27 protein-coding genes and 1 tRNA gene are annotated in these 22,768 nt (G+C 50.5%); 9 read left to right on the top strand and 19 right to left on the bottom strand.

Annotated features, from left to right (window positions below; all coding sequences use genetic code 11):
• Positions 1–40: 40 nt before the first annotated feature.
• Together NQZ67_RS15645 and NQZ67_RS15640 are read left to right on the top strand one after the other, a co-directional pair.
• Positions 41–391 carry a hypothetical protein gene (locus NQZ67_RS15645; protein WP_257447563.1) on the top strand — a complete coding sequence of 117 codons (351 nt, stop codon included), beginning with the start codon at positions 41–43 and terminating at the stop codon, positions 389–391.
• A 448-nt stretch (positions 392–839) separates the two neighbouring features.
• Positions 840–1,154, top strand: coding sequence for a hypothetical protein (locus NQZ67_RS15640; protein WP_257447561.1), 315 nt, complete (start codon positions 840–842; stop codon positions 1,152–1,154).
• Between the two features lie 218 nt (positions 1,155–1,372).
• Here the strand turns inward: NQZ67_RS15640 and NQZ67_RS30640 are convergent, their stop codons facing one another.
• The 6 genes from NQZ67_RS30640 to NQZ67_RS15615 form a co-directional block, all read right to left on the bottom strand.
• On the bottom strand, positions 1,373–1,474 hold the full coding sequence (locus NQZ67_RS30640) for a putative holin-like toxin (protein WP_371825311.1): 102 nt from the start codon (positions 1,472–1,474) through the stop codon (positions 1,373–1,375).
• A gap of 98 nt (positions 1,475–1,572) precedes the next feature.
• Positions 1,573–2,610 (bottom strand): tyrosine-type recombinase/integrase, encoded by a 1,038-nt coding sequence (locus NQZ67_RS15635; protein ID WP_257447559.1) that lies wholly within the window; start codon positions 2,608–2,610, stop codon positions 1,573–1,575.
• A 152-nt stretch (positions 2,611–2,762) separates the two neighbouring features.
• Positions 2,763–2,853 (bottom strand) — tRNA-Ser (locus NQZ67_RS15630).
• 77 nt (positions 2,854–2,930) lie between these two features.
• The gene (locus tag NQZ67_RS15625; protein WP_257447556.1) at positions 2,931–3,152 is read right to left on the bottom strand and encodes a DUF951 domain-containing protein; all 222 of its coding nucleotides are present in this window, start codon (positions 3,150–3,152) and stop codon (positions 2,931–2,933) included.
• 3 nt (positions 3,153–3,155) lie between these two features.
• Positions 3,156–4,010, bottom strand: coding sequence for a mechanosensitive ion channel family protein (locus tag NQZ67_RS15620; protein ID WP_257447552.1), 855 nt, complete (start codon positions 4,008–4,010; stop codon positions 3,156–3,158).
• A 19-nt stretch (positions 4,011–4,029) separates the two neighbouring features.
• Complete coding sequence (locus NQZ67_RS15615; protein WP_257447549.1) at positions 4,030–4,281, bottom strand: putative Se/S carrier protein; 252 nt, start codon at positions 4,279–4,281, stop codon at positions 4,030–4,032.
• 101 nt (positions 4,282–4,382) lie between these two features.
• Between NQZ67_RS15615 and yyaC the strand changes: the two genes are divergently transcribed.
• Positions 4,383–4,985 carry a spore protease YyaC gene (gene yyaC / locus NQZ67_RS15610; protein ID WP_257447546.1) on the top strand — a complete coding sequence of 201 codons (603 nt, stop codon included), beginning with the start codon at positions 4,383–4,385 and terminating at the stop codon, positions 4,983–4,985.
• 4 nt (positions 4,986–4,989) lie between these two features.
• Here yyaC and NQZ67_RS15605 read toward each other — a convergent pair whose 3' ends face one another.
• The 12 genes from NQZ67_RS15605 to rpmH all read right to left on the bottom strand — a co-directional run bounded on the left by NQZ67_RS15605 (position 4,990) and on the right by rpmH (position 15,754).
• Positions 4,990–5,472, bottom strand: coding sequence for a DUF4446 family protein (locus NQZ67_RS15605; RefSeq protein ID WP_257447543.1), 483 nt, complete (start codon positions 5,470–5,472; stop codon positions 4,990–4,992).
• A gap of 14 nt (positions 5,473–5,486) precedes the next feature.
• Positions 5,487–6,659, bottom strand: coding sequence for an aminotransferase class V-fold PLP-dependent enzyme (locus tag NQZ67_RS15600; protein WP_257447540.1), 1,173 nt, complete (start codon positions 6,657–6,659; stop codon positions 5,487–5,489).
• 123 nt (positions 6,660–6,782) lie between these two features.
• Positions 6,783–7,634 carry a ParB/RepB/Spo0J family partition protein gene (locus NQZ67_RS15595; protein WP_257447537.1) on the bottom strand — a complete coding sequence of 284 codons (852 nt, stop codon included), beginning with the start codon at positions 7,632–7,634 and terminating at the stop codon, positions 6,783–6,785.
• Positions 7,615–8,388 (bottom strand): ParA family protein, encoded by a 774-nt coding sequence (locus NQZ67_RS15590; RefSeq protein ID WP_257447534.1) that lies wholly within the window; start codon positions 8,386–8,388, stop codon positions 7,615–7,617. Before NQZ67_RS15590 ends, NQZ67_RS15595 begins: the two co-directional genes overlap by 20 nt.
• Positions 8,389–8,487: 99 nt before the next feature.
• On the bottom strand, positions 8,488–9,306 hold the full coding sequence (gene noc / locus NQZ67_RS15585; RefSeq protein WP_257447532.1) for a nucleoid occlusion protein: 819 nt from the start codon (positions 9,304–9,306) through the stop codon (positions 8,488–8,490).
• 267 nt (positions 9,307–9,573) lie between these two features.
• Positions 9,574–10,296 carry a 16S rRNA (guanine(527)-N(7))-methyltransferase RsmG gene (rsmG, locus tag NQZ67_RS15580; protein ID WP_257447529.1) on the bottom strand — a complete coding sequence of 241 codons (723 nt, stop codon included), beginning with the start codon at positions 10,294–10,296 and terminating at the stop codon, positions 9,574–9,576.
• A gap of 2 nt (positions 10,297–10,298) precedes the next feature.
• The gene (mnmG, locus tag NQZ67_RS15575) at positions 10,299–12,185 is read right to left on the bottom strand and encodes a tRNA uridine-5-carboxymethylaminomethyl(34) synthesis enzyme MnmG (RefSeq protein ID WP_257447526.1); all 1,887 of its coding nucleotides are present in this window, start codon (positions 12,183–12,185) and stop codon (positions 10,299–10,301) included.
• 9 nt (positions 12,186–12,194) lie between these two features.
• Positions 12,195–13,574 carry a tRNA uridine-5-carboxymethylaminomethyl(34) synthesis GTPase MnmE gene (gene mnmE, locus NQZ67_RS15570; protein ID WP_257447523.1) on the bottom strand — a complete coding sequence of 460 codons (1,380 nt, stop codon included), beginning with the start codon at positions 13,572–13,574 and terminating at the stop codon, positions 12,195–12,197.
• A gap of 102 nt (positions 13,575–13,676) precedes the next feature.
• Complete coding sequence (jag, locus tag NQZ67_RS15565; RefSeq protein ID WP_257447520.1) at positions 13,677–14,297, bottom strand: RNA-binding cell elongation regulator Jag/EloR; 621 nt, start codon at positions 14,295–14,297, stop codon at positions 13,677–13,679.
• Positions 14,294–15,073: a YidC/Oxa1 family membrane protein insertase gene (locus NQZ67_RS15560; protein ID WP_257447517.1), complete on the bottom strand. Its 780-nt coding sequence runs from the start codon at positions 15,071–15,073 to the stop codon at positions 14,294–14,296. Before NQZ67_RS15560 ends, jag begins: the two co-directional genes overlap by 4 nt.
• A 100-nt stretch (positions 15,074–15,173) precedes the next feature.
• Positions 15,174–15,518 carry a ribonuclease P protein component gene (gene rnpA / locus NQZ67_RS15555; protein WP_257447514.1) on the bottom strand — a complete coding sequence of 115 codons (345 nt, stop codon included), beginning with the start codon at positions 15,516–15,518 and terminating at the stop codon, positions 15,174–15,176.
• Positions 15,519–15,619: 101 nt separating this feature from the next.
• Entirely contained in the window at positions 15,620–15,754 is a 135-nt protein-coding gene (rpmH, locus tag NQZ67_RS15550) for a 50S ribosomal protein L34 (RefSeq protein WP_087572533.1), read from the bottom strand.
• 584 nt (positions 15,755–16,338) lie between these two features.
• On the opposite strand from rpmH, the gene dnaA reads away from it, so the two are divergent.
• The 6 genes from dnaA to gyrB all read left to right on the top strand — a co-directional run bounded on the left by dnaA (position 16,339) and on the right by gyrB (position 22,611).
• Positions 16,339–17,691 (top strand): chromosomal replication initiator protein DnaA, encoded by a 1,353-nt coding sequence (gene dnaA, locus NQZ67_RS15545; RefSeq protein WP_257447503.1) that lies wholly within the window; start codon positions 16,339–16,341, stop codon positions 17,689–17,691.
• Positions 17,692–17,848: 157 nt separating this feature from the next.
• Positions 17,849–18,991, top strand: a complete 1,143-nt coding sequence (gene dnaN, locus NQZ67_RS15540; protein WP_257447499.1) for a DNA polymerase III subunit beta — start codon at positions 17,849–17,851, stop codon at positions 18,989–18,991.
• 39 nt (positions 18,992–19,030) lie between these two features.
• On the top strand, positions 19,031–19,249 hold the full coding sequence (gene yaaA / locus NQZ67_RS15535; RefSeq protein WP_257447495.1) for a S4 domain-containing protein YaaA: 219 nt from the start codon (positions 19,031–19,033) through the stop codon (positions 19,247–19,249).
• A 29-nt stretch (positions 19,250–19,278) separates the two neighbouring features.
• On the top strand, positions 19,279–20,388 hold the full coding sequence (recF, locus tag NQZ67_RS15530; RefSeq protein ID WP_257447492.1) for a DNA replication/repair protein RecF: 1,110 nt from the start codon (positions 19,279–19,281) through the stop codon (positions 20,386–20,388).
• Between the two features lie 25 nt (positions 20,389–20,413).
• Positions 20,414–20,665: an extracellular matrix regulator RemB gene (remB, locus tag NQZ67_RS15525; protein WP_257447489.1), complete on the top strand. Its 252-nt coding sequence runs from the start codon at positions 20,414–20,416 to the stop codon at positions 20,663–20,665.
• Between the two features lie 38 nt (positions 20,666–20,703).
• A complete protein-coding gene (gyrB, locus tag NQZ67_RS15520) occupies positions 20,704–22,611 on the top strand; it encodes a DNA topoisomerase (ATP-hydrolyzing) subunit B (protein WP_257447486.1) in 1,908 nt (635 codons plus the stop codon).
• Positions 22,612–22,673: 62 nt separating this feature from the next.
• On the opposite strand, the gene NQZ67_RS15515 is transcribed toward gyrB, so the two are convergent.
• On the bottom strand, positions 22,674–22,768 hold a 95-nt coding region (locus tag NQZ67_RS15515), incomplete at its 5' end, for an IS3 family transposase (RefSeq protein ID WP_257447974.1).

The following is a 22,768-nucleotide window of genomic DNA, read 5'->3' as shown; positions in this document are numbered from 1 at the left end:
GGGTGGTAAAATAAGCCTATAATAACCGGAGGTGGTAACGTTGGTTGGTCTCTTACGTTTTATCGGCTGGGCTTCGATCGTGGCCGGCATCGCGTGCGGAATATTTTATGGATTACGGCAGGATCCGTTATACGATTATCTGAATGTAGAAGAAGGATTCCGGGTTACGGTTGCGTTATACTGGTGGTTAAGCGGAGCTGTCGCAGGCATTGTATTCCTGGCGCTTGCTTATATTCTCGAATACCTCGAGGAGATCCGCGCGCATATGTTTTCGCAGCAGTCAGCACCGTCGTCGTTATCGAGAGCGGCCGCGGCTTCACATCCGGAAACGGGCAAATCGAAGGCAACGCTTGACAGTGTTAAAGACTACAAGTTCAAACATATGGATTAACGGAGGTCGGCCATGCTTGCAAATATAGGTGACCATGTGCTTCTGCACAACGGCCGGACATGTACGGTTCTGGCGGAACTAATGACGGATAAACGATCGACAAGGTATCGGGTAATTTTTGACGGGGGCGAATTAGGCGAGGTTGAGGACTTTAATATCGTCAGATTCCTGTCCGGTCCGACGCGAGAGATAACGGGAAATGACTCCGGATTCGACCCGTTCATTCTCGATGACTCATTCGATGCGGCCCGAAGGATTAAGTATGAATTTGAAAAACAGTAGAACGAGTAATGCCGCCATGAGCGCGTTTGATTGGCGGTCTTTTTATTCGTAAAATCACCGTGAAATTAGCGCCTCGGCCGTCTGCCCTACCGTTACCATTCGGATAGAGTTAGAACGGCTCTGTGGCTAATTTACGCGGGTTATTTCAAGCGTAGGAGGAACGCAAGTGCAACCGGTAAAACAAATGATTCAGAATTACGGCCTCGACGTGGACGACTTCGAAACGAGCCCGTTCGAGGCAATCGAGATGCTGCATAACCGTAGCGCTATCCAAGCGAGACTTACCGAGCTCAACGATGACGACCGGGAGACGCTACGCCAGCATGACGAAACCCTTTACCGGAACGCTACGAGAATGTATCAGCATATCGCGCACGTATACGATTTCGACCGCAGTACGAAGCCGCTTACCGAGTGGTGGTGGCATCTCGATAAGGTGGCCGTGAACTACGAAAAAAAGCCCGCCAGTACCACGGAATAACTCCGTAATACTGACGGGCTTTTGCATAGCTTTCGTTCCTATATCACAAGATTATTTTATTCACAACTTCCAATCGCACATAATTAGCGGTATACTTAAAGTAAACGTTTCTGTTGACAATTATGTATCATGATTTTCGACCGAAGCACCGAAGGTTTTATTTGTACACTACGAAGATGGCCCGATTATCTTGGCGGATGGCGGGCTATTTTCTATTTTTACTTAGACGATACAACAATGATTGCAACTACAAGCGATATCATGGAAATAACGAACATTCCGAAATTAAGCATCAACGCAATCGCTTCGTTTGTTTTCAATAGTACGACCTTTCTCTTCGGTGCATCGGTCTGACTATATTATACCATCTGATGTACTCAGTTGTCCCGCCTGTCTTGCTTCCGTTTTTTCCGAAGGTCTATCGCTTGATAATCCTTCCTAACGGACTAAAACGCTTGTGTTGCTCCGCGATCGACTCCGCACTAAGCTGCACATACTTCCTTGTCGTTTTGATGTCCGCGTGCCCCAACATCTTCTGCAAATGAAATACGCTCATTCCTGCTTCGGCCGCCATCGTGCCGAAATTGTGTCTCAGGACATGCGGCGACACATTACGCCCCAGCTTCGCCTTCTCCGCGTACTTATCGAACGCCTTCTGAATCGTCTTCTCGCTCAATTGCTCGCCATAATTCGTTGTGAAAACGTAAGTAGTATCGAAGTGCTGTCCGGTCTCCGTAATAAGCTGTTTCAATAAGCGAGCTGTCTCCGTCGATAATGGTAATACTCGACTCTTCCGATTCTTATTCTTAACGGCCGGCAACGTAATAAGTTTTTGCTTAAAGTCGACCTCCGTCTTCTCTAGCGCGCAGATTTCGTTGATCCGAAGCCCGGTATCGAGGATTAGCACCATAATAACGTAATCTCTCCATTGAGCCCACATACGTTGATTAGGCGCGCTCATAAACCGCCTCAACTCGTCCTCGGTCAACGGTTCAACCGTATCCTCATCCTGGCGCATCAGAGACACGTTTAGAGCCGGATTACGGTCGATAACCTCTTCCGCATACAGAACGGAGAACACCGTCTTTAGAACGCGAATACGGACGTTTACGGACGCCGGCGAAAGCCCCTTCCGCTCCTTATCGTAATCTGCCTTAAACGGATGCCCCTCGTAATACGTCTTCTCCTCCGAACACCACAATACGTAATCACGTAGCATGGCGGCCGTCACCTTGCCGATACCGATCTCGCCGTATCTCTCCGTTACCCAATCGATAAAATACTGCATATTGTCCTCATATCCGCGAATCGTCCGCGGCTTGAGATTCTTAGCGCGCTTAACCTTCATAACGAAGGTTACTGCCTCCTGCAACGTAAACGTATTTAGTCCGACGTCAGCGATCGGCGTCCGCTCATTTACCGTTCTACGGCCTACCCGTTTATTAACGTTCTCCATAACGAAAAAATCCCCCTACGCATTATTGACGTAGAAGGATCGAATCAGTTAGGTCTAACGGAATCAGTTAGCACACTAACGTATGTATTTACGGGTTGCTTCCGGCCCACATTTCGTACTGAAACCGCGTAATGACGGGCGATTTCGGGAAGTGGCGGAGAGGGTGGGATTCGAACCCACGCACGCTTTGACACGCCTAGCTGATTTCGAGTCAGCCCCCTTGGGCCTCTTGGGTACCTCTCCAGTAAGTAATAATATATCAGATAACTCGTTCCAATGCAAGCCTGTCCGGTGATGTTTTTTTCATCTTTTTATAGGGACTATTCCGCCGTTTGCTCTCCCTCTTCGCTTGCTTTGGAGCGCAGCACCTTTTTCATGTTTTTCTCGAACTTCACCCTTGGAATGAGGACGCTGTGTTTACAGCCCACGCACTTGATGCGGATATCCATCCCCATCCGGATAATCTCCATCTCGTTCGTCCCGCATGGATGCTGCTTCTTCATCATCACGATATCCCCGAGCTCGAACTGCTTCCGCTCCATCCTCTATCCCTCCTTCATGCTCCTCTGATACGTCACCATACGCGGATATGGAATTTCGATTCCGTTACGATCGAAGGCCTCTTTCATCTCTTTATTGATCGCACGAGCGACCACGGGATGCGTATTCGGCCTGCATTCCGCAATAACGCGAATGGTCACGCCCGATGCGTTCATAAGCTGCACGCCCAACACCTGCGGCTCCTTCACCAGATCGTCGTGCTTCAGCTCCTTCATCGTATCGGTAATAATCTGCATCGCTTGATCCACGTTGGATTCATACGCAACCGATACGTCGACAACCGCAAGCGAGTTGTTTACGGAAAAGTTGGTAACCTCATTAATCATCCCATTCGGCACAATATGCACTTCGCCGGTCCAGCTTAATATTTTCGTCGTGCGCAGTCCTATAACCTCTACCGTTCCTTTGAACTGCCCGGTTTGAATGACATCCCCTACCGCGAATTGATCCTCCAGGATAATGAAGAAGCCCGTTATTACATCCTTGACCAAACTTTGGGCGCCGAAACCGATGGCCAAGCCTACAACCCCTGCCCCTGCAAGGAGCGGTCCAAGATTAATTCCAATCTCCGATAATACGAGCATAATCGCTATAAAATAAACGATATAGGCGGTTACGTTACGAAGCAGCTTGCCTACCGTTGTCATTCTTCTAGCTTGACTCGCCGTATACTTGCTCGCGCGCTCGAGCATGATTCGATCTATCGATTTATGTAAGATCCATAAGGCGACCCGACTGGCCACCAATATAATGGTCATCCGAAGTACGGCTATGCCGAATGCTCCCCACATTTCTTTATTCTTTACTGCTGCAATTGAACTGTCTAACCAATCCATCATGGCGCAATCAACCCCATTCCTAGCTTATTCCTAGCTGTACTTCATCGTAGCCTTGATTGCTTGGCTTAAAGATCCCCCTTATCTCTACCGATTCTTGTACAATCACCTCTTTCACCGTATGCAAGTCTTCCTCCGGAAAATGTATAGACAAGGCACAACCCGCCGTTATTTCCTTTGGCGTCGGACATATATCGATCTCGATCTCCGCGTATTCGAGCAGCATTTCCGCGCGCAGCGCTTGCTGCGTCGAATCAAATGCAATGAGCAGCATTGCCTTTCGCCCCTTTCATCCAACTTTCCTGCGCAACCAAGTATAAAATGGTTGTCCCATCCATATACTAGTATCATATAAGCGTTAATGGGAGGGATTCTATGAAACTGCCATTTATGAAAGAAGCTCCATTCAAGGTGCCCTACACCACCTCGGGCATCGTAGGAATGCTTGTGAACCGTCTCTCCGGCTTTCTGATGGAGGTTCCAATGAATCGTCCCATTGTCGTCGTCTGCATCGGAACGGACCGTTCCACCGGTGATGCATTAGGCCCTCTAATTGGAACGGCCCTTCAGAAATACCGCAGCCCCCACTTTCATCTTTACGGGACTTTGGAAGAACCCGTGCACGCCATGAATTTGGAAGATACGCTGCTAGAAATTAAGCGCAGGTACGCCAACCCTTTCATCATCGGAATCGATGCTTGTTTGGGTCAAGTGTCCAGCGTCGGCTGCATTCAGATTGGGGAGGGTCCCGTCCGTCCAGGAGCCGGCGTGAACAAGGAGCTTCCTCCAGTCGGAGATATTCATGTGACGGGCATCGTGAACGTTGGCGGCTTTATGGAGTATTTTGTGCTCCAGAACACTAGACTTCATTTAGTGATGAGAATGTCCGATGTAATCGCGACAAGCCTCTATACCGCCATCGCCAACTACGCGCATATCACGACTACCGCTCGAGATCAGGCAGCCGCATCCGATTAGAACGTTATTTGGCGATTTCGATCGCTTTACGTTCTTCCGGCGTTAAAGGATAAGAAGACTGTCCTTTCTCAATCGGCTTCGCGTACACGTAGGTGTTATCCCGGCTATGCAATCCCGAGAATACAGCTCCGTCCTTCTCGTCGTTCATAATGGCTAGAGAGAAGCTGAGATCGCTGCCGCCATCCGAAAAGGCATTGTATCGAATAATACCAAGCTTCGACTTCATGTGCGGCAATGCGCTCTGTACCGTCTGCAATTGATGCTGCAGCGTTTCAATTCGATTACGCTGTGCCTCTATCTGTCCCTTCATTTCCACAACGACATCTTCGATATTGGTTATGCCCGTGTTCCCCATAACGGCAACGTATTGCTTCCTAAGCTTCTTTAATCGTGATCCTAGAACCGATAACCAAATGATTAACAGAAGTACAACTAATGCGACTGCGACTATTGCGAAAAATACGGGTTCCAAGTACCACTCGTCCATTCCATTCCCATCCCCTATATGCGATATTGCTCTCTGATCTCCTTTATGGCTAGGACAAACGCATCTACTTCATCAGCAGTGGTTGATGCTCCCACGCTAGCTCGAACGGCCCCTGTTGATGAAGTGCCTGCTGCGGCATGCGCCAGCGGCGTACAATGAAAGCCGGCCCTGACGGCGATCTGATAATGCTGATCCAGAATAAATGACAGCTCTGACGGGTCTATTCCGTCAATATGAAGCGCGACAATACCTGTCCTGGCTTCCCCGCGCGGCGGCCCCAACAGATGCACGCCTTGGACCTCACATAGGCCCTCCATTAGGCGCTGGGTAAGCCCCCATTCGTGCTCATAGATGTTGTCTACCCCTTGCATTGCAACGTGTTTTACGCCCTCCAGCAAGCCCGCTAAGCCCGGCGTGTTCTGAGTCCCTGCTTCGTACCGATCAGGACGGACAAGCGGCTGATGCGGCGCCTCCGACTGGCTCCCTGTGCCTCCATGCAGCAAGGGCTCCAGCTCCATATCCGGAGCAATGTACAAACCTCCAGTTCCTTGCGGACCCAGCAGTCCTTTATGTCCTGGGAATGCCAGCATATGAATCCCCATCCCCTGTACGTCTACAGGGATGATACCGGCACTCTGCGCGGCATCCACGAGCAGCTTTACACCATGCTTCTTGGCTAGCGCTCCAATCTCGGCAACCGGGAGGATTGTCCCAAGCAAGTTCGAGCTATGGTTGACGATAATTAGCGTGGTATTCGACTGAATGGCGTTTTCTACGTTTTCCACCTTTATTTTGCCCGCTGCGTCTGACTCAATGTAGGAAACTTCTAGCTGCATCTGATGTTCCAGATAATACAATGGCCGGCGTACTGAATTATGCTCTACCGACGTTGCAATAACATGATCACCCGGTTTGACCCATCCTTTGATCGCCATATTGAGTGACATCGTCGTATTCGACGTGAAGGCAATATCATTCGGATTGCGTATATTGAACAATTTGGCTATATGCTTTCTTGTATCGAACAATATACGGCTTGCCCGGACGGCCATGGCATGGCTGCCCCTCCCTGGATTAGCGGCATCATGAAGCATCGCTTTCATAACGGCTTCCGTCACTGCTGGGGGCTTCGGCCAAGACGTGGCTGCATGATCCAAATAGATATACGGCTTGCTCACTTCTGTCATCTAATACACCTCTCCTACCCCGAAATCAACAATGGCATATCTTAGTTTAATCCTTCAACCGAAAGATTACAACTTCGATATGCCATGTCCAATTGGTCTATTATTAACTATAATTGCCTTGAATCAAGCCATTAACTGAAGCAAATCGAGCAGTCTTTCCAAGTCCTGTTTATTATAGTATTGGAGCTCAATTTTCCCTTTATCCTTCTGCTGCTTAATCTTCACCGTTGTCTTGAATCGTTCACGGAGAGTTTCCTCCAACGATTCAATATACGGATCCCTTTTCTTTTGCTTTTGAGTCTTCTGTTCGGGCACCTGTCTAGAGTCCAGCTTCTGAATCGCGTCCTCTAACTCGCGTACGCTCCACTCGGCGCTCACCGTCTGCTCCGCAAGCTCCATTTGAAGCTTCTGTTCCTTCACGCCCGCAAGAGCGCGAGCATGTCCCATGGAAATTGTTCCACGTGAAACATAATCCTTAATCTCTGCCGGCAGCGAAAGTAGACGAACGAAGTTAGCAATATGCGACCGTGACTTCCCCACTTTGAGGCTTAGCTCTTCTTGAGTCAAACTAAACTTATCCATCAAGGCCTGATAAGCAACGGCGACTTCCAATGCGTTCAAATCTTCACGCTGCAGATTTTCGATCAACGCGATTTCCATGACCTGCTGGTCCGTAAACGTCCGAACAACGGCCGGAATCGTTGTATTCCCGCAATATTGCGATGCGCGGAATCGGCGTTCGCCGGCAATAATCTCATAGCCTTTCAATACCGTACGAACGATAATCGGCTGGATTACGCCATGTTGTTTGATCGATTCCGCCAGTTCCTTAATGGAATCCTCGTCGAACGATTTACGCGGTTGATATGGGTTGGGACGTAGCTGAGTTAACGGTACTTCAATAACTTTATCGTCGTCACTCACAGACAATGAAGGGATTAATGCATCAAGGCCTCTACCTAGCCGCTTGCTCATACGTAATCACTTCCTTCGCAAGTTCAGTATAAACTTCCGCACCTTTTGACCTCGGATCGTATGTGATAATAGCTTGTCCATGGGACGGTGCTTCGCTCAGTCGCACATTGCGTGGGATAATGGTTTGGTACACCTTTTGTTGGAAATACTTCTTCACTTCTTCGATTACTTGTATGCCAAGGTTCGTCCTAGCGTCGAGCATCGTCAGCAGGACCCCCTCAATTTGCAGAGTTGTATTTAGATGTTTTTGTACGAGCCGCACCGTATTCAAGAGCTGGCTCAATCCCTCTAGGGCATAATATTCGCATTGAATTGGGATAAGCACGGAATCCGCAGCTGTCAACGAATTTATCGTTAATATGCCAAGCGAAGGCGGACAATCAATTAAAATGTAGTCAAATTGATTTTTAACCATATGAAGCGACTTTTTGAGTCTCAGCTCTCTCGAAATTGTCGGCACAAGTTCGATCTCCGCACCGGCCAATTGTATCGTGGCCGGAATGACCTTCAAACCAGGCACGCTTGACTCCACCATCGCCTCATTCGGATGAATATCATTAATCAATACATCATATATACAATTCGAAACATCCGCTTTGTTTATGCCCAAACCGCTAGTCGTGTTACCTTGAGGATCTATATCGACGAGCAGTACTTTTTTTCCTAACGAAGCGAGACAAGCCGCAAGATTGACAGACGTTGTCGTTTTCCCGACACCGCCTTTCTGGTTTGCAATTGCAATAATTTTCGACACTTTTCTCCGTCACCTCATGAGTGAAACTTTTGTACAAATGGCATCGCCGCCTTCAGTGAAGGCGGCACCTAAAGTTCAATAATTTGAAAGGAATAATGGCTAACGCTTTGGTATTTGAATCACGATTTCGTAATGATCCTCATGATCTTTCTCATTGGTCTTGATCTGCAAGCCGGATCCCGAGACCATCTCAATCGACTGCCTGATTGTGTTCAAGGCAAGACGGACATCCTTTGTAAAGGAAATTCGCTTAGCCTTTTTGGCCTTTGCCGACTCTTTCAGGAAGGCTATCCGTACTTCCGTTTGCTTCACGTTCAGGTCCTTCGTAATGATCTCTTCCAGAACCTTCAGTTGAAGCTCTTCTGAATCAAGCGACAGCAGAGCTCTTGCATGTCGTTCCGTAATCTTACGTTCCATGAGTGCCAGCTTTATGGATTCAGGAAGTGCGAGGAGTCGCAGCTTATTCGCGATCGTCGATTGACTTTTACCTAGTCGCTGCGCCAGACTTTCTTGTGTAAGCTGATGCAACTCGATTAGCTTCTGATAAGCAATCGCTTCTTCGATAGCCGTCAAATTTTCACGCTGCAAGTTTTCGATAAGGGCTATGGAAGCTGTTTGAGAATCATTAAACTCGCGCACGATGGCTGGAATGGTTTCATAACCAAGCTTCGTGACGGCACGCCAACGTCTCTCCCCTGCAATGATCTCATATCGATTATTGCGGACGCGAACAACGATCGGTTGGATCACACCATGAGTCTTAATGGTCTGACACAATTCTTCAATACGTTCATCGTCAAATATGGTACGAGGCTGGAATGGACTCGTATCAATATCGCGAATAGGTATTTGCCGTACTTCTTCTTGTCCCGAACGCTGCTCAGTCAAACCGAACAAACGAGAAAATGATTCTTTCATATCGATGACTACCACCCGATCATGTGATAAATCCTAAGCTTTCTCATGCTGCTTAGGTCTCTTTCGAAAGGAAAGACCCGCTCATCATTGAGAGGAAATTTCGTTATATCTTTCAATTCGACTTCATTCGTTGGAAATCCTGCTTGACAGACCTTTTGAATCCGCCAAATACCCGATATTGTCACAATTTTAATAAAACAAAGCAGAAAAACGAATGTTGAAAATGTTTCACGTGGAACATGCTGCGATGCTTAGCTTATACCTCGTTTAGGCAAGCGGCTGCTTCAATGGAGTGCCGGCCTTCCTTGGATACTTGCGCGGTGTTGCCTCAACCTTCTCCACCAACACGATATGCCTGTCCGATAGTTCGTGAGGCAAACGGAATTGAAACTGCGATTTCAAGCTGCCCTTCAATTCTCGGAAGCTGACCTTCGCTTCCTGCACCTCTTCATCAGATTGCGCGCCTTTCATGGCCGCGAATGTGCCGCCCTTCTTCACGAAAGGCAAGCAAAACTCGTTTAATACGTTCAGCCTTGCGACTGCGCGGGCCGTTACCAGATCGAAGGAATCCCGATATTGCGGCAGCCTCGACACATCTTCGGCTCGTCCATGCACGCAATCTACGCCAGTAAGTCCAAGCCCCTCCACCAGTGCTTTCAAGAAACCAATCCGTTTGTTCAGCGAATCTACGATCACTACATTCAGATGCGGATAACAGATCTTAAGCGGAATACTCGGAAAGCCCGCTCCCGAACCAATATCGGCTAGCGTCTGGATTTGGGCTAAATCAACGAAAAAAGACAGGGACACCGAGTCGTAAAAATGTTTTTCATAGACGGCTTCGCGTTCGGTTATGCCGGTCAAATTCATTCGTTCGTTCCAGTCCACCAGCATCGTATAATAGGCTTCGAATTGTTCAAGCTGCCGGGGAGAAAGAGTAATCCCTTTCTCCTCCAGCGCTGCGGTAAACCATGTCGTCGTCGTATCCATCCTTACCCTCTTGCCGCCTTCACGCGGTTATAATGCTCCAGGTATACGAGCAGAATCGAAATGTCGGCTGGCGTAACGCCGGCGATACGCGACGCTTGCCCGATCGACAGCGGCCGGATTACGCTCAGCTTCTGTTTCGCTTCCGACGCTAATCCGTTCACTTCCTCGTAAATAATATCATCCGGAATGAGCTTCTTCTCCATTTTGTTCAACCGTTCGACCTGAAGAAGCTGCTTTTCGATATAACCCGCATATTTAATTTGAATTTCGACTTGCTCCTTCATCTCATCCGTCAATTCGAACGGACTTGGTGACACCGTCTCCAAATGCTCGTACGTAACCTCCGGTCTTCTGAGGAGGGACAGAATATCGCCGCCTTGCGTCAGCGGCGCCGATCCAGCGGATTCGAGCATCGCGGCTACGTCATCCGGTTTGATCTTCGTCGATTGCAGGCGCTCGACCTCCATCTCGACCAATTCTTTCTTACGCAAGAAGGCCTTATAGCGTTCCTCCGTAATGAGACCTATTTCATAACCGACAGGGGTAAGTCTAAGGTCCGCATTGTCATGTCGAAGCAACAGTCGATATTCGGCACGAGATGTCAGAAGACGGTAAGGATCGTTTGTCCCCTTCGTCACTAGATCATCGATCATAACGCCGATATAGCCCTGGGAACGGCCAATAATGACCGGCTCCTTGCCCTGCACTTTGCGCGCTGCATTAATGCCGGCCATGATGCCTTGGCCAGCAGCTTCCTCATATCCCGACGTTCCGTTTATTTGTCCAGCTGTGAATAAGCTGTCCACCTTCTTCGTCTCGAGCGAAGGCCAAAGCTGAGTGGGGATAACTGCATCGTATTCAATCGCATAACCGTTACGCATCATCTCAACTTTTTCCAATCCTGGGATTGAACGTAAAATATCAAGCTGGACATCCTCCGGCATGCTTGTGGATAACCCTTGGACGTAGTATTCGGACGTATGCTTGCCTTCGGGCTCCAGGAAAATCTGATGCTTCGGCTTATCCGCAAACCGTACGATTTTATCTTCAATTGATGGACAATAACGCGGTCCCGTACCTTCGATCGCGCCGGAGAACATAGGAGCGCGGTGAAGATTGTCGTTAATAATCTGATGTGTTTTCTCCGACGTATAGGTCAGCCAGCAAGGCAGCTGTTCGTTGCTCGAGGATTCCGTTTCGTAGGAGAAGAACTTCGGTTTCTCGTCGCCTGGCTGAATCTCCGTTTTGGAGAAATCAATCGTATCCTTATGCACGCGCGGAGGCGTGCCGGTCTTGAAGCGGATCAGCTCCAGACCGTGCTCCTTGAGGCTTGCGGACAAACGGACGGAAGGCTGCTGGTTGTTCGGGCCGCTCTCGTACATCAGCTCGCCCATAATGATTTTGCCGCGCAGATACGTTCCAGTCGTTACGACAACAGCCTTGGCCCGGTATTCCGCGCCCGTCTTTGTAACGATGCCAACGCATTTGCCATCCTCTACGATCAGCTCCTCCGCCATCCCTTGGCGAAGCGTCAGATGAGGGGTCTCCTCGATCGTCTTCTTCATCAAATGCTGATAAGAGAACTTGTCGGCCTGCGCGCGCAGCGCGTGAACCGCAGGACCCTTGCCCGTATTCAGCATCCTCATTTGAATAAACGTTTTATCGATATTGCGGCCCATCTCGCCGCCAAGCGCGTCGATCTCGCGTACAACGTGGCCCTTCGCCGGCCCGCCGATCGACGGGTTGCAAGGCATGAATGCCACCATATCCAGGTTAATCGTCAGAAGCAGCGTCTCGCAGCCCATACGCGCCGACGCTAGCGCCGCTTCACAGCCGGCATGCCCCGCCCCGATGACGATTACATCAAATTCGCCTGCTACATAACCCATATGTTATCCCTACTTTCCAAGACAGAACTGTGAAAATATTTGATCAATCAACGAATCGCCCGCTTCGTCTCCCAGAATCTCGCCTAAGGATTCCCAAGCTTGGCGCGCATCAATCTGAATGACGTCAATTGGAATGCCGACATGCGTCGCCTCTATCGCATCCGCCAGCGATTGCTTCGCCCGCTTCAGCAGCGAAATATGTCTTACGTTGCTGACGTAAGTCAGATCATTCGACTCCAACTGACCCTCGAAAAACATCTCGCTTATTGTCGATTCCAGCGCGTCGAGTCCACTCTCCTGCAGCACCGACATTTTCACAATGGACTCGGCCGGCACATACTTCTCTACCTCAGACAGCTCGAGCCGTCCCGGCAGATCCATCTTATTAATAATGACGATCACGGACCGGCCTTCCAGCTGCGCCAGCAGCTGCCGATCGTCCTCGCCAAGGGGCTCGTTATAATTCAGCACGAACAGGATCAAATCCGCATCCTGCAGCGCATCCCGCGAACGTTCAACGCCGATTCGTTCCACAACGTCGCTCGTCTCCCGAATCCCGGCTGTATCGAGCAGACGCAGCGGAATGCCGTTCAGCGTGACGAATTGTTCGATCACGTCGCGCGTCGTCCCCGGAATATCCGTAACGATCGCTTTGTTCTCTTGCGTCAGCACGTTCATCAAGGACGATTTGCCGACGTTCGGCCGTCCCACGATGGCGGTCATGATGCCTTCACGCAGGATTTTGCCTTCGCTGGCGGTCTTGAGCAGCTTATCGATCTCCCCAATGGCAGACTGACACTGCTCCCGGATATAAGCGCTCGTCATCTCCTCGACGTCATGCTCCGGGTAATCGATGTTGACTTCGATATGGGCAAGAAGCTCAATAACCGTCTGGCGAAGCGCCTTGATCTTCTTCGACAGCGTTCCTTCCGCCTGCTTCCTCGCCACGGAGAACGCGCGGTCCGACTTCGAGCGGATCAGATCGATGACCGCCTCCGCTTGCATCAGATCGATCCGTCCGTTCAGGAACGCCCGCTTCGTGAATTCGCCGGGCTCCGCTGTCCGGATCCCCTCCTGCTGGAGCACGACATCCAGCACCTTCTTGACGGCGATAACGCCGCCATGCGCGTTAATCTCGACCACATCCTCCGCCGTGAAGGAACGCGGTCCCCTCATCAGCGTGACGAGTACTTCCTCCACCCTCTCGCCGGAGGCAGGATCTATGATATGTCCGTAATGCACCGTATGCGTATCGGCGTCTTTTAGACTTATTTTCGATTGAAATATCGCATCCGTCCCGCTTATTGCCTGCGGTCCGCTTATCCGAATAATCGCGATGCCGCCTTCGCCCACTGCCGTGGAGATGGCCGCGATCGTATCATGCACCATGCCGATCACACCTCTCAAGCCAATCCTTTAAAATGGAAAAACAGCAATGACCCGATTAGAAGCCATTGCTGCGATTATAAGGTATAGATGGATTCCGCTCGCTTATCTCAGCGCAATGACGACCCGCCGATTCGGCTCGTCGCCCTTGCTGAAGGTTTTCACCTTCGGGTGATTCTGAAGCTGCGAGTGGATAACCTTGCGTTCGTGCGAAGACATCGGCTCGAGAACCACTTCTTTTCTCGTGCGGATGACGCGTCCCGCCAGACGGTCGGAGAGCTCCTCCAACGTCTTCCGGCGACGCTCGCGAAAATCCTCTGCATCAAGGACGATACGAAGATGACTGCTGGAATAACGATTGGCCACAATATTCACCAAGTACTGCAAAGCGTCTAACGTTCCGCCGCGCCGGCCGATCAGCATGCCGAGGTCCCCGCCGCCCGATACGGACAGCAATGTGCCTTCTCTCGTCTGCTTGCGCTCGATTGTGACGGTCAAACCCATTGTTCGCGCCACTTCACGCAGGAACTGCTCCGCTTCTTCGAGCGCATCCGGTATGAGCGTCAGCTCGACCTTCGCCTCTTTGACGCCGAACAATCCGAACAGCCCCTTGGAGGGCTGCTCCAGAACAACGACTTCCACGCGATCTTCCGTTACTTGCCATTCAGCCAATCCATTCCGCACCGCATCGTCTATCGTCTTGCCCGATGCAACGATTTTCTTCATTTCGCAAGGACCTCCTTCTTACCCTTGTCTGATGAACGTACGTACAGGAAATAGTTTTGAACGATCGTATACGTGTTACTGAATACCCAATACAGTGGCAGCGCCGCCGGGAAGGATAGGGACATGACGAAAATCAGAACCGGGAAGATCGTCATGATCATGCCCATGCCAGGCATTGTTTGCGTTTGCTGTTTCTGCATCATCTTCGATTGGACGAAAGTCGTCAGCGCGGCAAGCACCGGAAGGAAGTACCAAGGGCTTGGCTCACCGAGAACAAAACCAAAAATCTCTTCCGTCCGAATGTCTTTGTTCCAATAGATCGCGTTGTAAAGCGCGATGAAGACCGGCATCTGTACGATAAGCGGCAAGCAGCCGGCCATCGGGTTAACCTGATGCGTCTGGAACAGCTTCATCGTCTCTTCCTGCTGCTTCTGCGGGTTATCCTTATATTTCTTCTTGATCTCCGCCATCTGAGGCTGCAGGGCCTGCATCGCCTTGGAGCTGCGGTATTGCTTGATCGTCAGAGGCAGAATCAGCGTCCGGACGACGATCGTTAGCAGCAGGATCGCAAGGACGTAAGAGCCGCCGAGCCAGCTGGCGAACGTATCAAGCGTAATGGCGAAGTAATAAACAACGTTCTTCTCCCAGAAGTTTCCCTTCAATAGATCGGGAGTATCCATGGTATGGTCGGCAGGAGCACAGCCGGCCAATAAGCCAAGCGCCATCACCAAGCCGATCACGAGCAGCCATTTTCGTTTTGAATTCCGAAACAACATCTAATCTCCTCTCTAAAGAGCCGTTAGCCTAGTTCTATTCCAAGTTAGACTATACCATAATTTAGTCCACAAATAAACAAGCCCCGCTCATCCTTCCGCCTCATCTTTCTTTGAGCAAACCGGCCTTCTTGAGCACATGACCCACGCTCTTCTCCAGCTCTTTGTACGACATCGCCGTCGCCGGCTTCCTTACAATTAAGATGAAGTCCGTATGCGGCAGGATGCGGCCCTCCAGATGGCGCACGATTTCCTTCACCAGCCGCCTCATTCGATTGCGAACGACGGCATTCCCGATTTTCTTGCTGGCGGATACGCCCAGGCGGAAGGGCTCCGCGGCCTTCTGCTTCGACCAATATACGACAAACTGTCCGTTTGCGAACGACTTGCCGTTTCTATAGATCCGACCGAAATCCTCTCGATTTCGAAGACGCAATGCTCTGCGCATAGTTGCCCGACACCGTCCCCTTCCTCATCTTCTCAGTATCCCCAGAAATTCATCTATCTAAATGAAAGCAAAAAAAAAGACCACCGGACGTGGTCTTCAGCTTACGCGCTCAGTACTTTTCTGCCTTTTTGACGACGAGCCGCCAAAACTTTACGGCCGTTCTTCGTGCTCATCCGCTTGCGGAAGCCATGAACTTTGGCGCGTTTGCTTACATTTGGTTTAAATGTAGGTCTCATTTATGTTGCACCTCCTATATTCCATGTAGAAGCGTACTCGGCCAGGGGCCGTTTCACCGCAAAAATCACTTTTATTATTAAACCACGCCGGCGGGCAAAAGTCAACGTGCGGCCACGTTCACGGCTGTTGGCAAATGCTGCCCCGTCGCTTCTGTCGAAAGCCCTTATACGTTGTGGATAAATGTATAAGGATATACATTCGGCGGGAAATTAATAACATGTGGATAAAAAAGATCATCATTTTTCGAACTTTGTCGAAATCTCAACAAGATATAAACAATATCTAGTGTTGTAGATAACTTTTATACACAAGTTATTGACGATGTGGATAATCAGCTCAAACTCGTTGAAATATAAGGCGCCATTTGCTATGATGGATATGTTTTCGTTGTGGACGGAGGATCGATAGGTTCAATCTTATTAACAGCCTGTGGATAACATTGTGAACAAGTTTATCCACTATTTATAACTGTTCGGAAGGCAATTCTTCATAATGTGGATGATTTCGTGCCCGGCGAGATCATTTCGACATATTTCTGCGTACCTGCGCGTTTCGCGCGATAGATGATAAGGAGTGACAGTCTGTGGACAGCCATACTTACGATTTATGGCAACAAGTATTGTCAATCATCCAAACCAAGCTCAGCAAACCAAGTTACGACACCTGGTTCAAGGAAACGAAGGCTTCTTTTGTAGATGATTCCGTGCTTGAAATTACCGCGCCAACTACTTTTGCCGCTGAATGGCTGGAGGGCCGCTATACGAAGCTCATCCGAACGACTCTATACGAGTTTTTGGGGAGGCAGGTGGACGTGAAGTTCTCGATCGGGGAGCCGAAGGCTGCCGAGCAGAGCGTCGTTCAGCAGCCGAAGCCGCCCAAATCGCCAGTGGTTGTCGAGGAAACGCACACTCATATGCTTAATCCGAAGTACACGTTCGATACGTTCGTTGTCGGCGCGAACAACCGGTTTGCTCATGCAGCGTCCCTTGCGGTCGCCGAAGCGCCGGCGAAAGTGTACAACCCACTCTTCCTATACGGAGGCGTCGGTCTCGGGAAGACGCACTTAATGCATGCGATTGGGCATTATATTATGGATCATAACCCGAATACTCGGGTTCTTTATATCTCATCCGAGAAATTCACGAACGAGTTCATCAACGCGATCCGGGATAACCAGGGCGAGAGCTTCCGGACCAAATACCGCAATATCGACGTTCTGCTGATTGACGATATCCAGTTCCTGGCCGGAAAAGAGCAGACGCAGGAGGAGTTTTTCCATACCTTCAACGCGCTGCACGAGGAACGGAAGCATATCGTCATCTCCAGCGACCGTCCGCCGAAGGAGATTCCGACGCTCGAGGATCGGCTGCGTTCCCGCTTCGAATGGGGCCTCATCACTGATATTCAGCCTCCGGACCTGGAGACGAGAATCGCGATTCTTCGCAAGAAGGCCAAAGCGGAAAATCTCGATATCCCGAACGAAGCGATGAACTATATCGCCAATCAGATCAATACGAATATCCGCGAGCTCGAGGGCGCTCTCATCCGCGTGGTGGCCTATTCGTCGCTCATCAATGCCGACATCACGTCGCATCTGGCCGCGGAAGCGCTCAAGGATATTATCCCGTCGGGACGGCCGAGAATGATCACGATCGGGGATATTCAAGCGAAGGTAGGCGAGTTCTACGGGCTTCGCATGGAGGAATTCAAGGCTCGCAAACGTACCAAGGCCGTAGCTTATCCGCGCCAAATCGCGATGTACTTGTCCCGCGAGCTAACGGACTACTCCTTGCCGAAAATCGGCGAAGCGTTCGGGGGCCGGGACCATACGACCGTCATTCACGCCCACGAGAAAATATCGCAGCAGCTGAAAGCCGATCAGGAGCTCTACAAAATCATTCAAAATCTGACGGAAAAAATCAAAAACCAAATGTGAACAACCAAGCAAGCCTATGCACACGCTATGCACATGTGGATAGGCTTGCTTTATCCCTGTTTGGCGGGGTTATCCACATATTCAGGGCCCCTACTACTACGTCTACTAATAATTTATTAAAAAATATCTTCAAAAATACGCCGAAACGGGTGACGAGATGAAACTGACGATTTCCAAAAACGAGCTGAACGAAGCTATTCAACACGTCGCGAAAGCAGCCTCTTCCAGGCCGGCTATTCCGATTCTTGGAGGCATCAAAATCGACGTTAACCACCAATACGTAACGCTTACCGCCAGCGATACAGATATATCTATTCAAAGCTTTATCACCGTAGAACAGAAAGATCTAATTATCGCTACGGTTGATAAACCGGGCAGCGTCGTCCTGCCATCGAAGTTTTTTGCGGAGATCGTGAAGAAGCTTCCTTCCGACCAAGTGGTCATTGAAGTCGGAGCGAACTTCCAAACAACGATCCGTTCCGGTTCTACGGAAATTCAGATGGTTGGCCTGGATCCGGAGGAATTCCCGATTCTTCCTTCCATCGAGCAGAACGAAGTGCTGCAGGTCCCAGGCGATTTGATCAAATCGATGATCAAACAGACGATCATGGCTGCTTCCACCAGCGAACAAACACCGATTCTGACCGGCGTTTTGTGGAATCTTCATGACGGAGAATTCAAATTCGTGGCGACCGACCGCCACCGTCTGGCCAGCCGCCGGACAACCGTGGAAGCGGACAGCTCCTTCAACTTCAGCAATGTCGTCATTTCCGCAAGGACGCTTGGAGAATTGTCCCGATTGATTCCGGACCAGAACACCTTGGTAGATATCGTTGTAGCCGATAACCAAGTGCTGTTCAAAGTCGACAATATTCTGTTCTACACACGCATATTGGACGGAACTTATCCCGATACGTCGAAAATCATTCCGCAAGTATTCGAAACCGAACTGGTTCTCGACACGAAAAACGTCATGGACGCGATCGACCGCGCCTACCTGATGTCCCGTGAAGAGAAAACCAACATCGTTCGACTTGCGACATTAGACGACGGCATGATCGAAATTTCGTCCAGCTCCACGGAACTAGGACGCGTAACGGAGCAGCTCGAGGCAGTCAGCATGAAAGGCGAGCCTCTTCGCATTGCGTTCAACTCCAAATATATGCTCGACGTGCTCAAAGTCATCGACAGCGAACAGCTGTTCTTCGGCTTTACCGGGGCCATGAGACCGATCATCATTCGCCCGGTGGATCACGATTACAGCCTGTATGTCATTCTGCCTTACCGTACAACGGGCTAAGGCTATTGAAGCCGTTCCCGAAGAGAGGAAGTTGAAACCATGAAAGAAGTCGCCATTCGCACGGAATATATCGAGCTCGGCAAGTTTCTGAAGCTTGCGGACTGCATATCCACAGGTGGACAAGCGAAATTTTTCCTGCAGGAAACGGTTATCCACATCAATGGCGATGTGGATAACCGCCGCGGAAGGAAGCTGTACGTGGGAGACCGCGTCGAAGTAGAGGGATTTGGCTCGTTTGTTGTCGCGGCCGAGAAGTGAAGCTCGAACAGGGCGGGAGGGCTTGAAGCTTGTTCTTAAATCGCATTGAATTGCACAATTACCGCAATTATGGAGAGCTCTCGCTGGCTACGCCGAACAAGGTGAACGTCTTCCTCGGGCCAAACGCGCAGGGGAAGACGAATTTGCTCGAGGCGATCTTTGTGCTGGCATTGTCGAAGTCGCATCGGACCTCCAAGGATAAAGAGCTGATCGGCTGGCAGGGTGATTCTGCCCGGATCTCGGGAGAAGTGAACAAGAGATACGGCACGGTCACGCTGGATCTGCTCTTCTCCTCGCAAGGCAAAAAAGCGAAGATCAACGGTCTCGAGCAGCGCAAGCTGAGCGACTTTATCGGCTCGGTGAATGTCGTGATGTTCGCTCCCGAGGATCTGGAAATCGTCAAAGGCTCGCCGGGCGTACGAAGAAGATTTCTCGATATGGAGATCGGACAAGTACAGCCCGGCTATTTGCATACCTTGACGCAATACGCCAAAGTTCTGCAGCAGCGGAACAATTATTTGAAAACCGCGTCGCCGGGACATACCAACAACGCCATGCTGGAGGTCTGGAATATGCAGCTGGCAGAGTTCGGTGTTAAAATCATGAAAAAAAGGAAACACTTTATACATAAATTACAAGCGTTCGCGGAGCAAATTCACGCCGGCATCACGAACGGCTCCGAGCAGCTGACGATTGAATACCGGCCCTCGTTCGATACGGACGCGCTGCAAGATGAATCTGTTTTATTTGATCAATTTATGATAAAGTTAACACAGGTGAGAGATCAGGAGATTCGGAGAGGGGTTACTCTGGCAGGGCCCCATCGCGATGATCTGGCGTTCTTCATTAACGGCAAGGAAGCCCAAGTGTTCGGATCGCAAGGACAGCAGCGCACGACGGCGCTGTCGCTCAAGCTCGCGGAGATTGAGCTCATTCGCGAGGAGATCGGCGAATATCCCTTGCTGCTGCTTGACGATGTTCTATCCGAGCTGGACCAGAACCGGCAGACGCAGCTAATAGAAACCTTTCAAAGCAAAGTGCAAACGTTTATTACGACGACCGGCCTGGAGAGCGTCAACATGAGCAAGCTCCAAGACGCCGGCATCTATTATGTGCGGGAAGGCAAAGTGACGGTCTAATCGGGCGAAGGGAGTTGTGAGACGGATGTATATTCACTTGGGCGGAGAGAAGATTATCCGCGCGGCCGAGCTGGTGGCGATCTTCGATATTTCCATCGAGCAATCCTCCAAGCTGTCCAAGCAATTCGTCGCGGGTGCGCGGGTGCGCAAGGACGTCGAGACGATCGGCGAGGAAGAACCGAAATCCATAGTCGTCACGCAGAAGAAAATTTATTATTCGCCTATTTCTTCCTCCACGCTTAAGAAGCGAGCCCATCATTTCGCGGCGAATGGATAACGATCAGGAAGAGCAGTCGAGAGGAGCAGTGAACTTGCATGACTTTGGAACAGCATACGTATGACGAGAGTCAGATACAGGTCCTGGAGGGGCTCGAGGCGGTACGCAAACGCCCCGGCATGTATATCGGATCCACCAGCGGCAAAGGTCTGCACCATCTGGTATGGGAAGTCGTCGATAATAGTATTGACGAAGCTCTCGCCGGTTATTGCAACAAGATTGACGTCATCGTTCACGAGAATAATAGCATCACAGTCATTGATAACGGCCGTGGCATACCGGTCGGGATGAACGCGAAGCTGCAGAAATCGACGCTGGAAGTCGTCATGACCGTCCTGCACGCAGGCGGCAAGTTCGGCGGCGAAGGCTATAAGGTTTCCGGAGGCCTGCACGGCGTAGGCGTATCCGTCGTGAACGCGTTGTCCGAGTATGTCATCGTGGAGGTTCAGCGCGAAGGCCATGTCTATCAGCAGGAATACCGCAGAGGCGCGCCTCAATACGATATCAAGGTCGTCGGCGATTCCGACAAGACGGGAACGAAGGTAACGTTCCTGCCGGATCCCGAGATCTTCACGGATACGACCGTATATGATTACGAGACGCTGCAATCGCGTATCCGCGAATTGGCGTTTTTGAATAAAGGAATCGAGATTACGCTCACGGACGAACGCACGGGCGTGTCCAACTCGTTCAAATACGACGGCGGCATTAACGAATTCGTTACGTTCCTGAACCGGAACCGCGAAGTGCTGCACGAAACGCCGATTTACGTAGAAGGCTCGAAGGATCATATCCAGGTTGAAGTGTCGCTTCAGTACAACGACAGCTATACCGAGAATATCTATTCCTTCGCCAACAACATCAATACCCACGAGGGCGGAACGCATGAATCGGGCTTCAAGAGCGCGCTCACGCGAATCATTAACGATTATGCGCGCAAGACGAATCTGATCAAGGACAACGACTCCAACTTCTCGGGAGACGACGTCCGCGAAGGCCTGACGGCTATCATCTCGGTGAAGATTCCGGAGCCTCAGTTCGAAGGGCAGACGAAGACGAAGCTGGGCAACAGCGAGGTTCGCGGTATCGTCGAATCGTTCTTCGCCGAGAAATTCCAGGAGTTTCTCGATGAGAACCCGAGCGTATCGCGCAAAATTGTAGAGAAAGGCATGCAAGCGGCACGGGCGCGGGAAGCTGCCCGCAAGGCTCGCGAGCTGACGCGCCGCAAGAGCGCTCTGGAAGTAGGCTCTCTCCCTGGCAAGCTGGCCGACTGCTCCTCCAAGGACGCGTCGATCAGCGAGCTGTACATCGTCGAAGGCGACTCCGCGGGCGGTTCCGCGAAGCAGGGCCGCGATCGTCATTTCCAAGCGATTCTGCCGCTGCGGGGTAAGATTCTGAACGTTGAGAAGGCTCGTCTGGACCGCATTCTCGGCAATGCCGAGATCCGCGCGATCATCACGGCGCTGGGAACGGGTATTAGCGACGACTTCGATATTTCGAAGGCGCGCTATCACAAGATTATTATTATGACGGATGCCGACGTCGACGGCGCGCATATCCGCACCTTGCTGCTGACGTTCTTCTACCGCTACATGCGCGAGATTATCGAAGCGGGCTTCGTCTACATCGCGCAGCCGCCGCTCTTCAAGATCGAACGCAACAAAGTGGTGCGCTACGCGCTGACCGAGAAGGAGCGAGACCAAGTCATTGCGGAATTCGGAGAAGGCGCCAAAGTAAACATCCAACGTTACAAAGGCCTTGGAGAGATGGACGCGACCCAGCTGTGGGAGACGACCATGGATCCGGAGAGCCGCTCGATGCTTCAAGTATCGATCCAGGACGCGATCGAAGCCGATACAATCTTCGATACGCTAATGGGAGATAACGTAGAGCCTCGTCGGGAGTTTATCCAGAAATACGCGAAATATGCGAATCTCGATATATAAAATGCAAGCGAGAGCAGCCTAACCGGTTTGTGAAGTGACCCCTTAAAGTTAGACAAATATTTTTATGCAACCTGTTGGGCATGAGCTCGGTACTGTACCGGGCTCATGCCTTTTAATTTTGACTTGATGCGTTTGTAATTGTAGTAATCGATGTATC

The organism is Paenibacillus soyae (assembly GCF_024623455.1).
GTDB classification, from domain to species: Bacteria; Bacillota; Bacilli; order Paenibacillales; family Paenibacillaceae; genus Pristimantibacillus; species Pristimantibacillus soyae.
Note: the sequence above shows the minus strand (reverse complement) of the source record. Positions and strands in the feature narration are given on the sequence as shown.

Bases quoted from the DNA above. Each gene is read 5' to 3' on its own strand.
- NQZ67_RS15635 (WP_257447559.1), bottom strand. From the start codon at position 2,610: ATGGAGAACGTTAATAAACGGGTAGGCCGTAGAACGGTAAATGAGCGG.
- NQZ67_RS15625 (WP_257447556.1), bottom strand. From the start codon at position 3,152: ATGGAGCGGAAGCAGTTCGAGCTCGGGGATATCGTGATGATGAAGAAG.
- NQZ67_RS15620 (WP_257447552.1), bottom strand. From the start codon at position 4,010: ATGATGGATTGGTTAGACAGTTCAATTGCAGCAGTAAAGAATAAAGAA.
- NQZ67_RS15615 (WP_257447549.1), bottom strand. From the start codon at position 4,281: ATGCTGCTCATTGCATTTGATTCGACGCAGCAAGCGCTGCGCGCGGAA.
- yyaC (WP_257447546.1), top strand. From the start codon at position 4,383: ATGAAACTGCCATTTATGAAAGAAGCTCCATTCAAGGTGCCCTACACC.
- NQZ67_RS15605 (WP_257447543.1), bottom strand. From the start codon at position 5,472: ATGGACGAGTGGTACTTGGAACCCGTATTTTTCGCAATAGTCGCAGTC.
- NQZ67_RS15600 (WP_257447540.1), bottom strand. From the start codon at position 6,659: ATGACAGAAGTGAGCAAGCCGTATATCTATTTGGATCATGCAGCCACG.
- NQZ67_RS15595 (WP_257447537.1), bottom strand. From the start codon at position 7,634: ATGAGCAAGCGGCTAGGTAGAGGCCTTGATGCATTAATCCCTTCATTG.
- noc (WP_257447532.1), bottom strand. From the start codon at position 9,306: ATGAAAGAATCATTTTCTCGTTTGTTCGGTTTGACTGAGCAGCGTTCG.
- rsmG (WP_257447529.1), bottom strand. From the start codon at position 10,296: ATGGATACGACGACGACATGGTTTACCGCAGCGCTGGAGGAGAAAGGG.
- mnmG (WP_257447526.1), bottom strand. From the start codon at position 12,185: ATGGGTTATGTAGCAGGCGAATTTGATGTAATCGTCATCGGGGCGGGG.
- mnmE (WP_257447523.1), bottom strand. From the start codon at position 13,574: ATGGTGCATGATACGATCGCGGCCATCTCCACGGCAGTGGGCGAAGGC.
- jag (WP_257447520.1), bottom strand. From the start codon at position 14,297: ATGAAGAAAATCGTTGCATCGGGCAAGACGATAGACGATGCGGTGCGG.
- NQZ67_RS15560 (WP_257447517.1), bottom strand. From the start codon at position 15,073: ATGTTGTTTCGGAATTCAAAACGAAAATGGCTGCTCGTGATCGGCTTG.
- rnpA (WP_257447514.1), bottom strand. From the start codon at position 15,518: ATGCGCAGAGCATTGCGTCTTCGAAATCGAGAGGATTTCGGTCGGATC.
- rpmH (WP_087572533.1), bottom strand. From the start codon at position 15,754: ATGAGACCTACATTTAAACCAAATGTAAGCAAACGCGCCAAAGTTCAT.
- dnaN (WP_257447499.1), top strand. From the start codon at position 17,849: ATGAAACTGACGATTTCCAAAAACGAGCTGAACGAAGCTATTCAACAC.
- yaaA (WP_257447495.1), top strand. From the start codon at position 19,031: ATGAAAGAAGTCGCCATTCGCACGGAATATATCGAGCTCGGCAAGTTT.
- remB (WP_257447489.1), top strand. From the start codon at position 20,414: ATGTATATTCACTTGGGCGGAGAGAAGATTATCCGCGCGGCCGAGCTG.
- gyrB (WP_257447486.1), top strand. From the start codon at position 20,704: ATGACTTTGGAACAGCATACGTATGACGAGAGTCAGATACAGGTCCTG.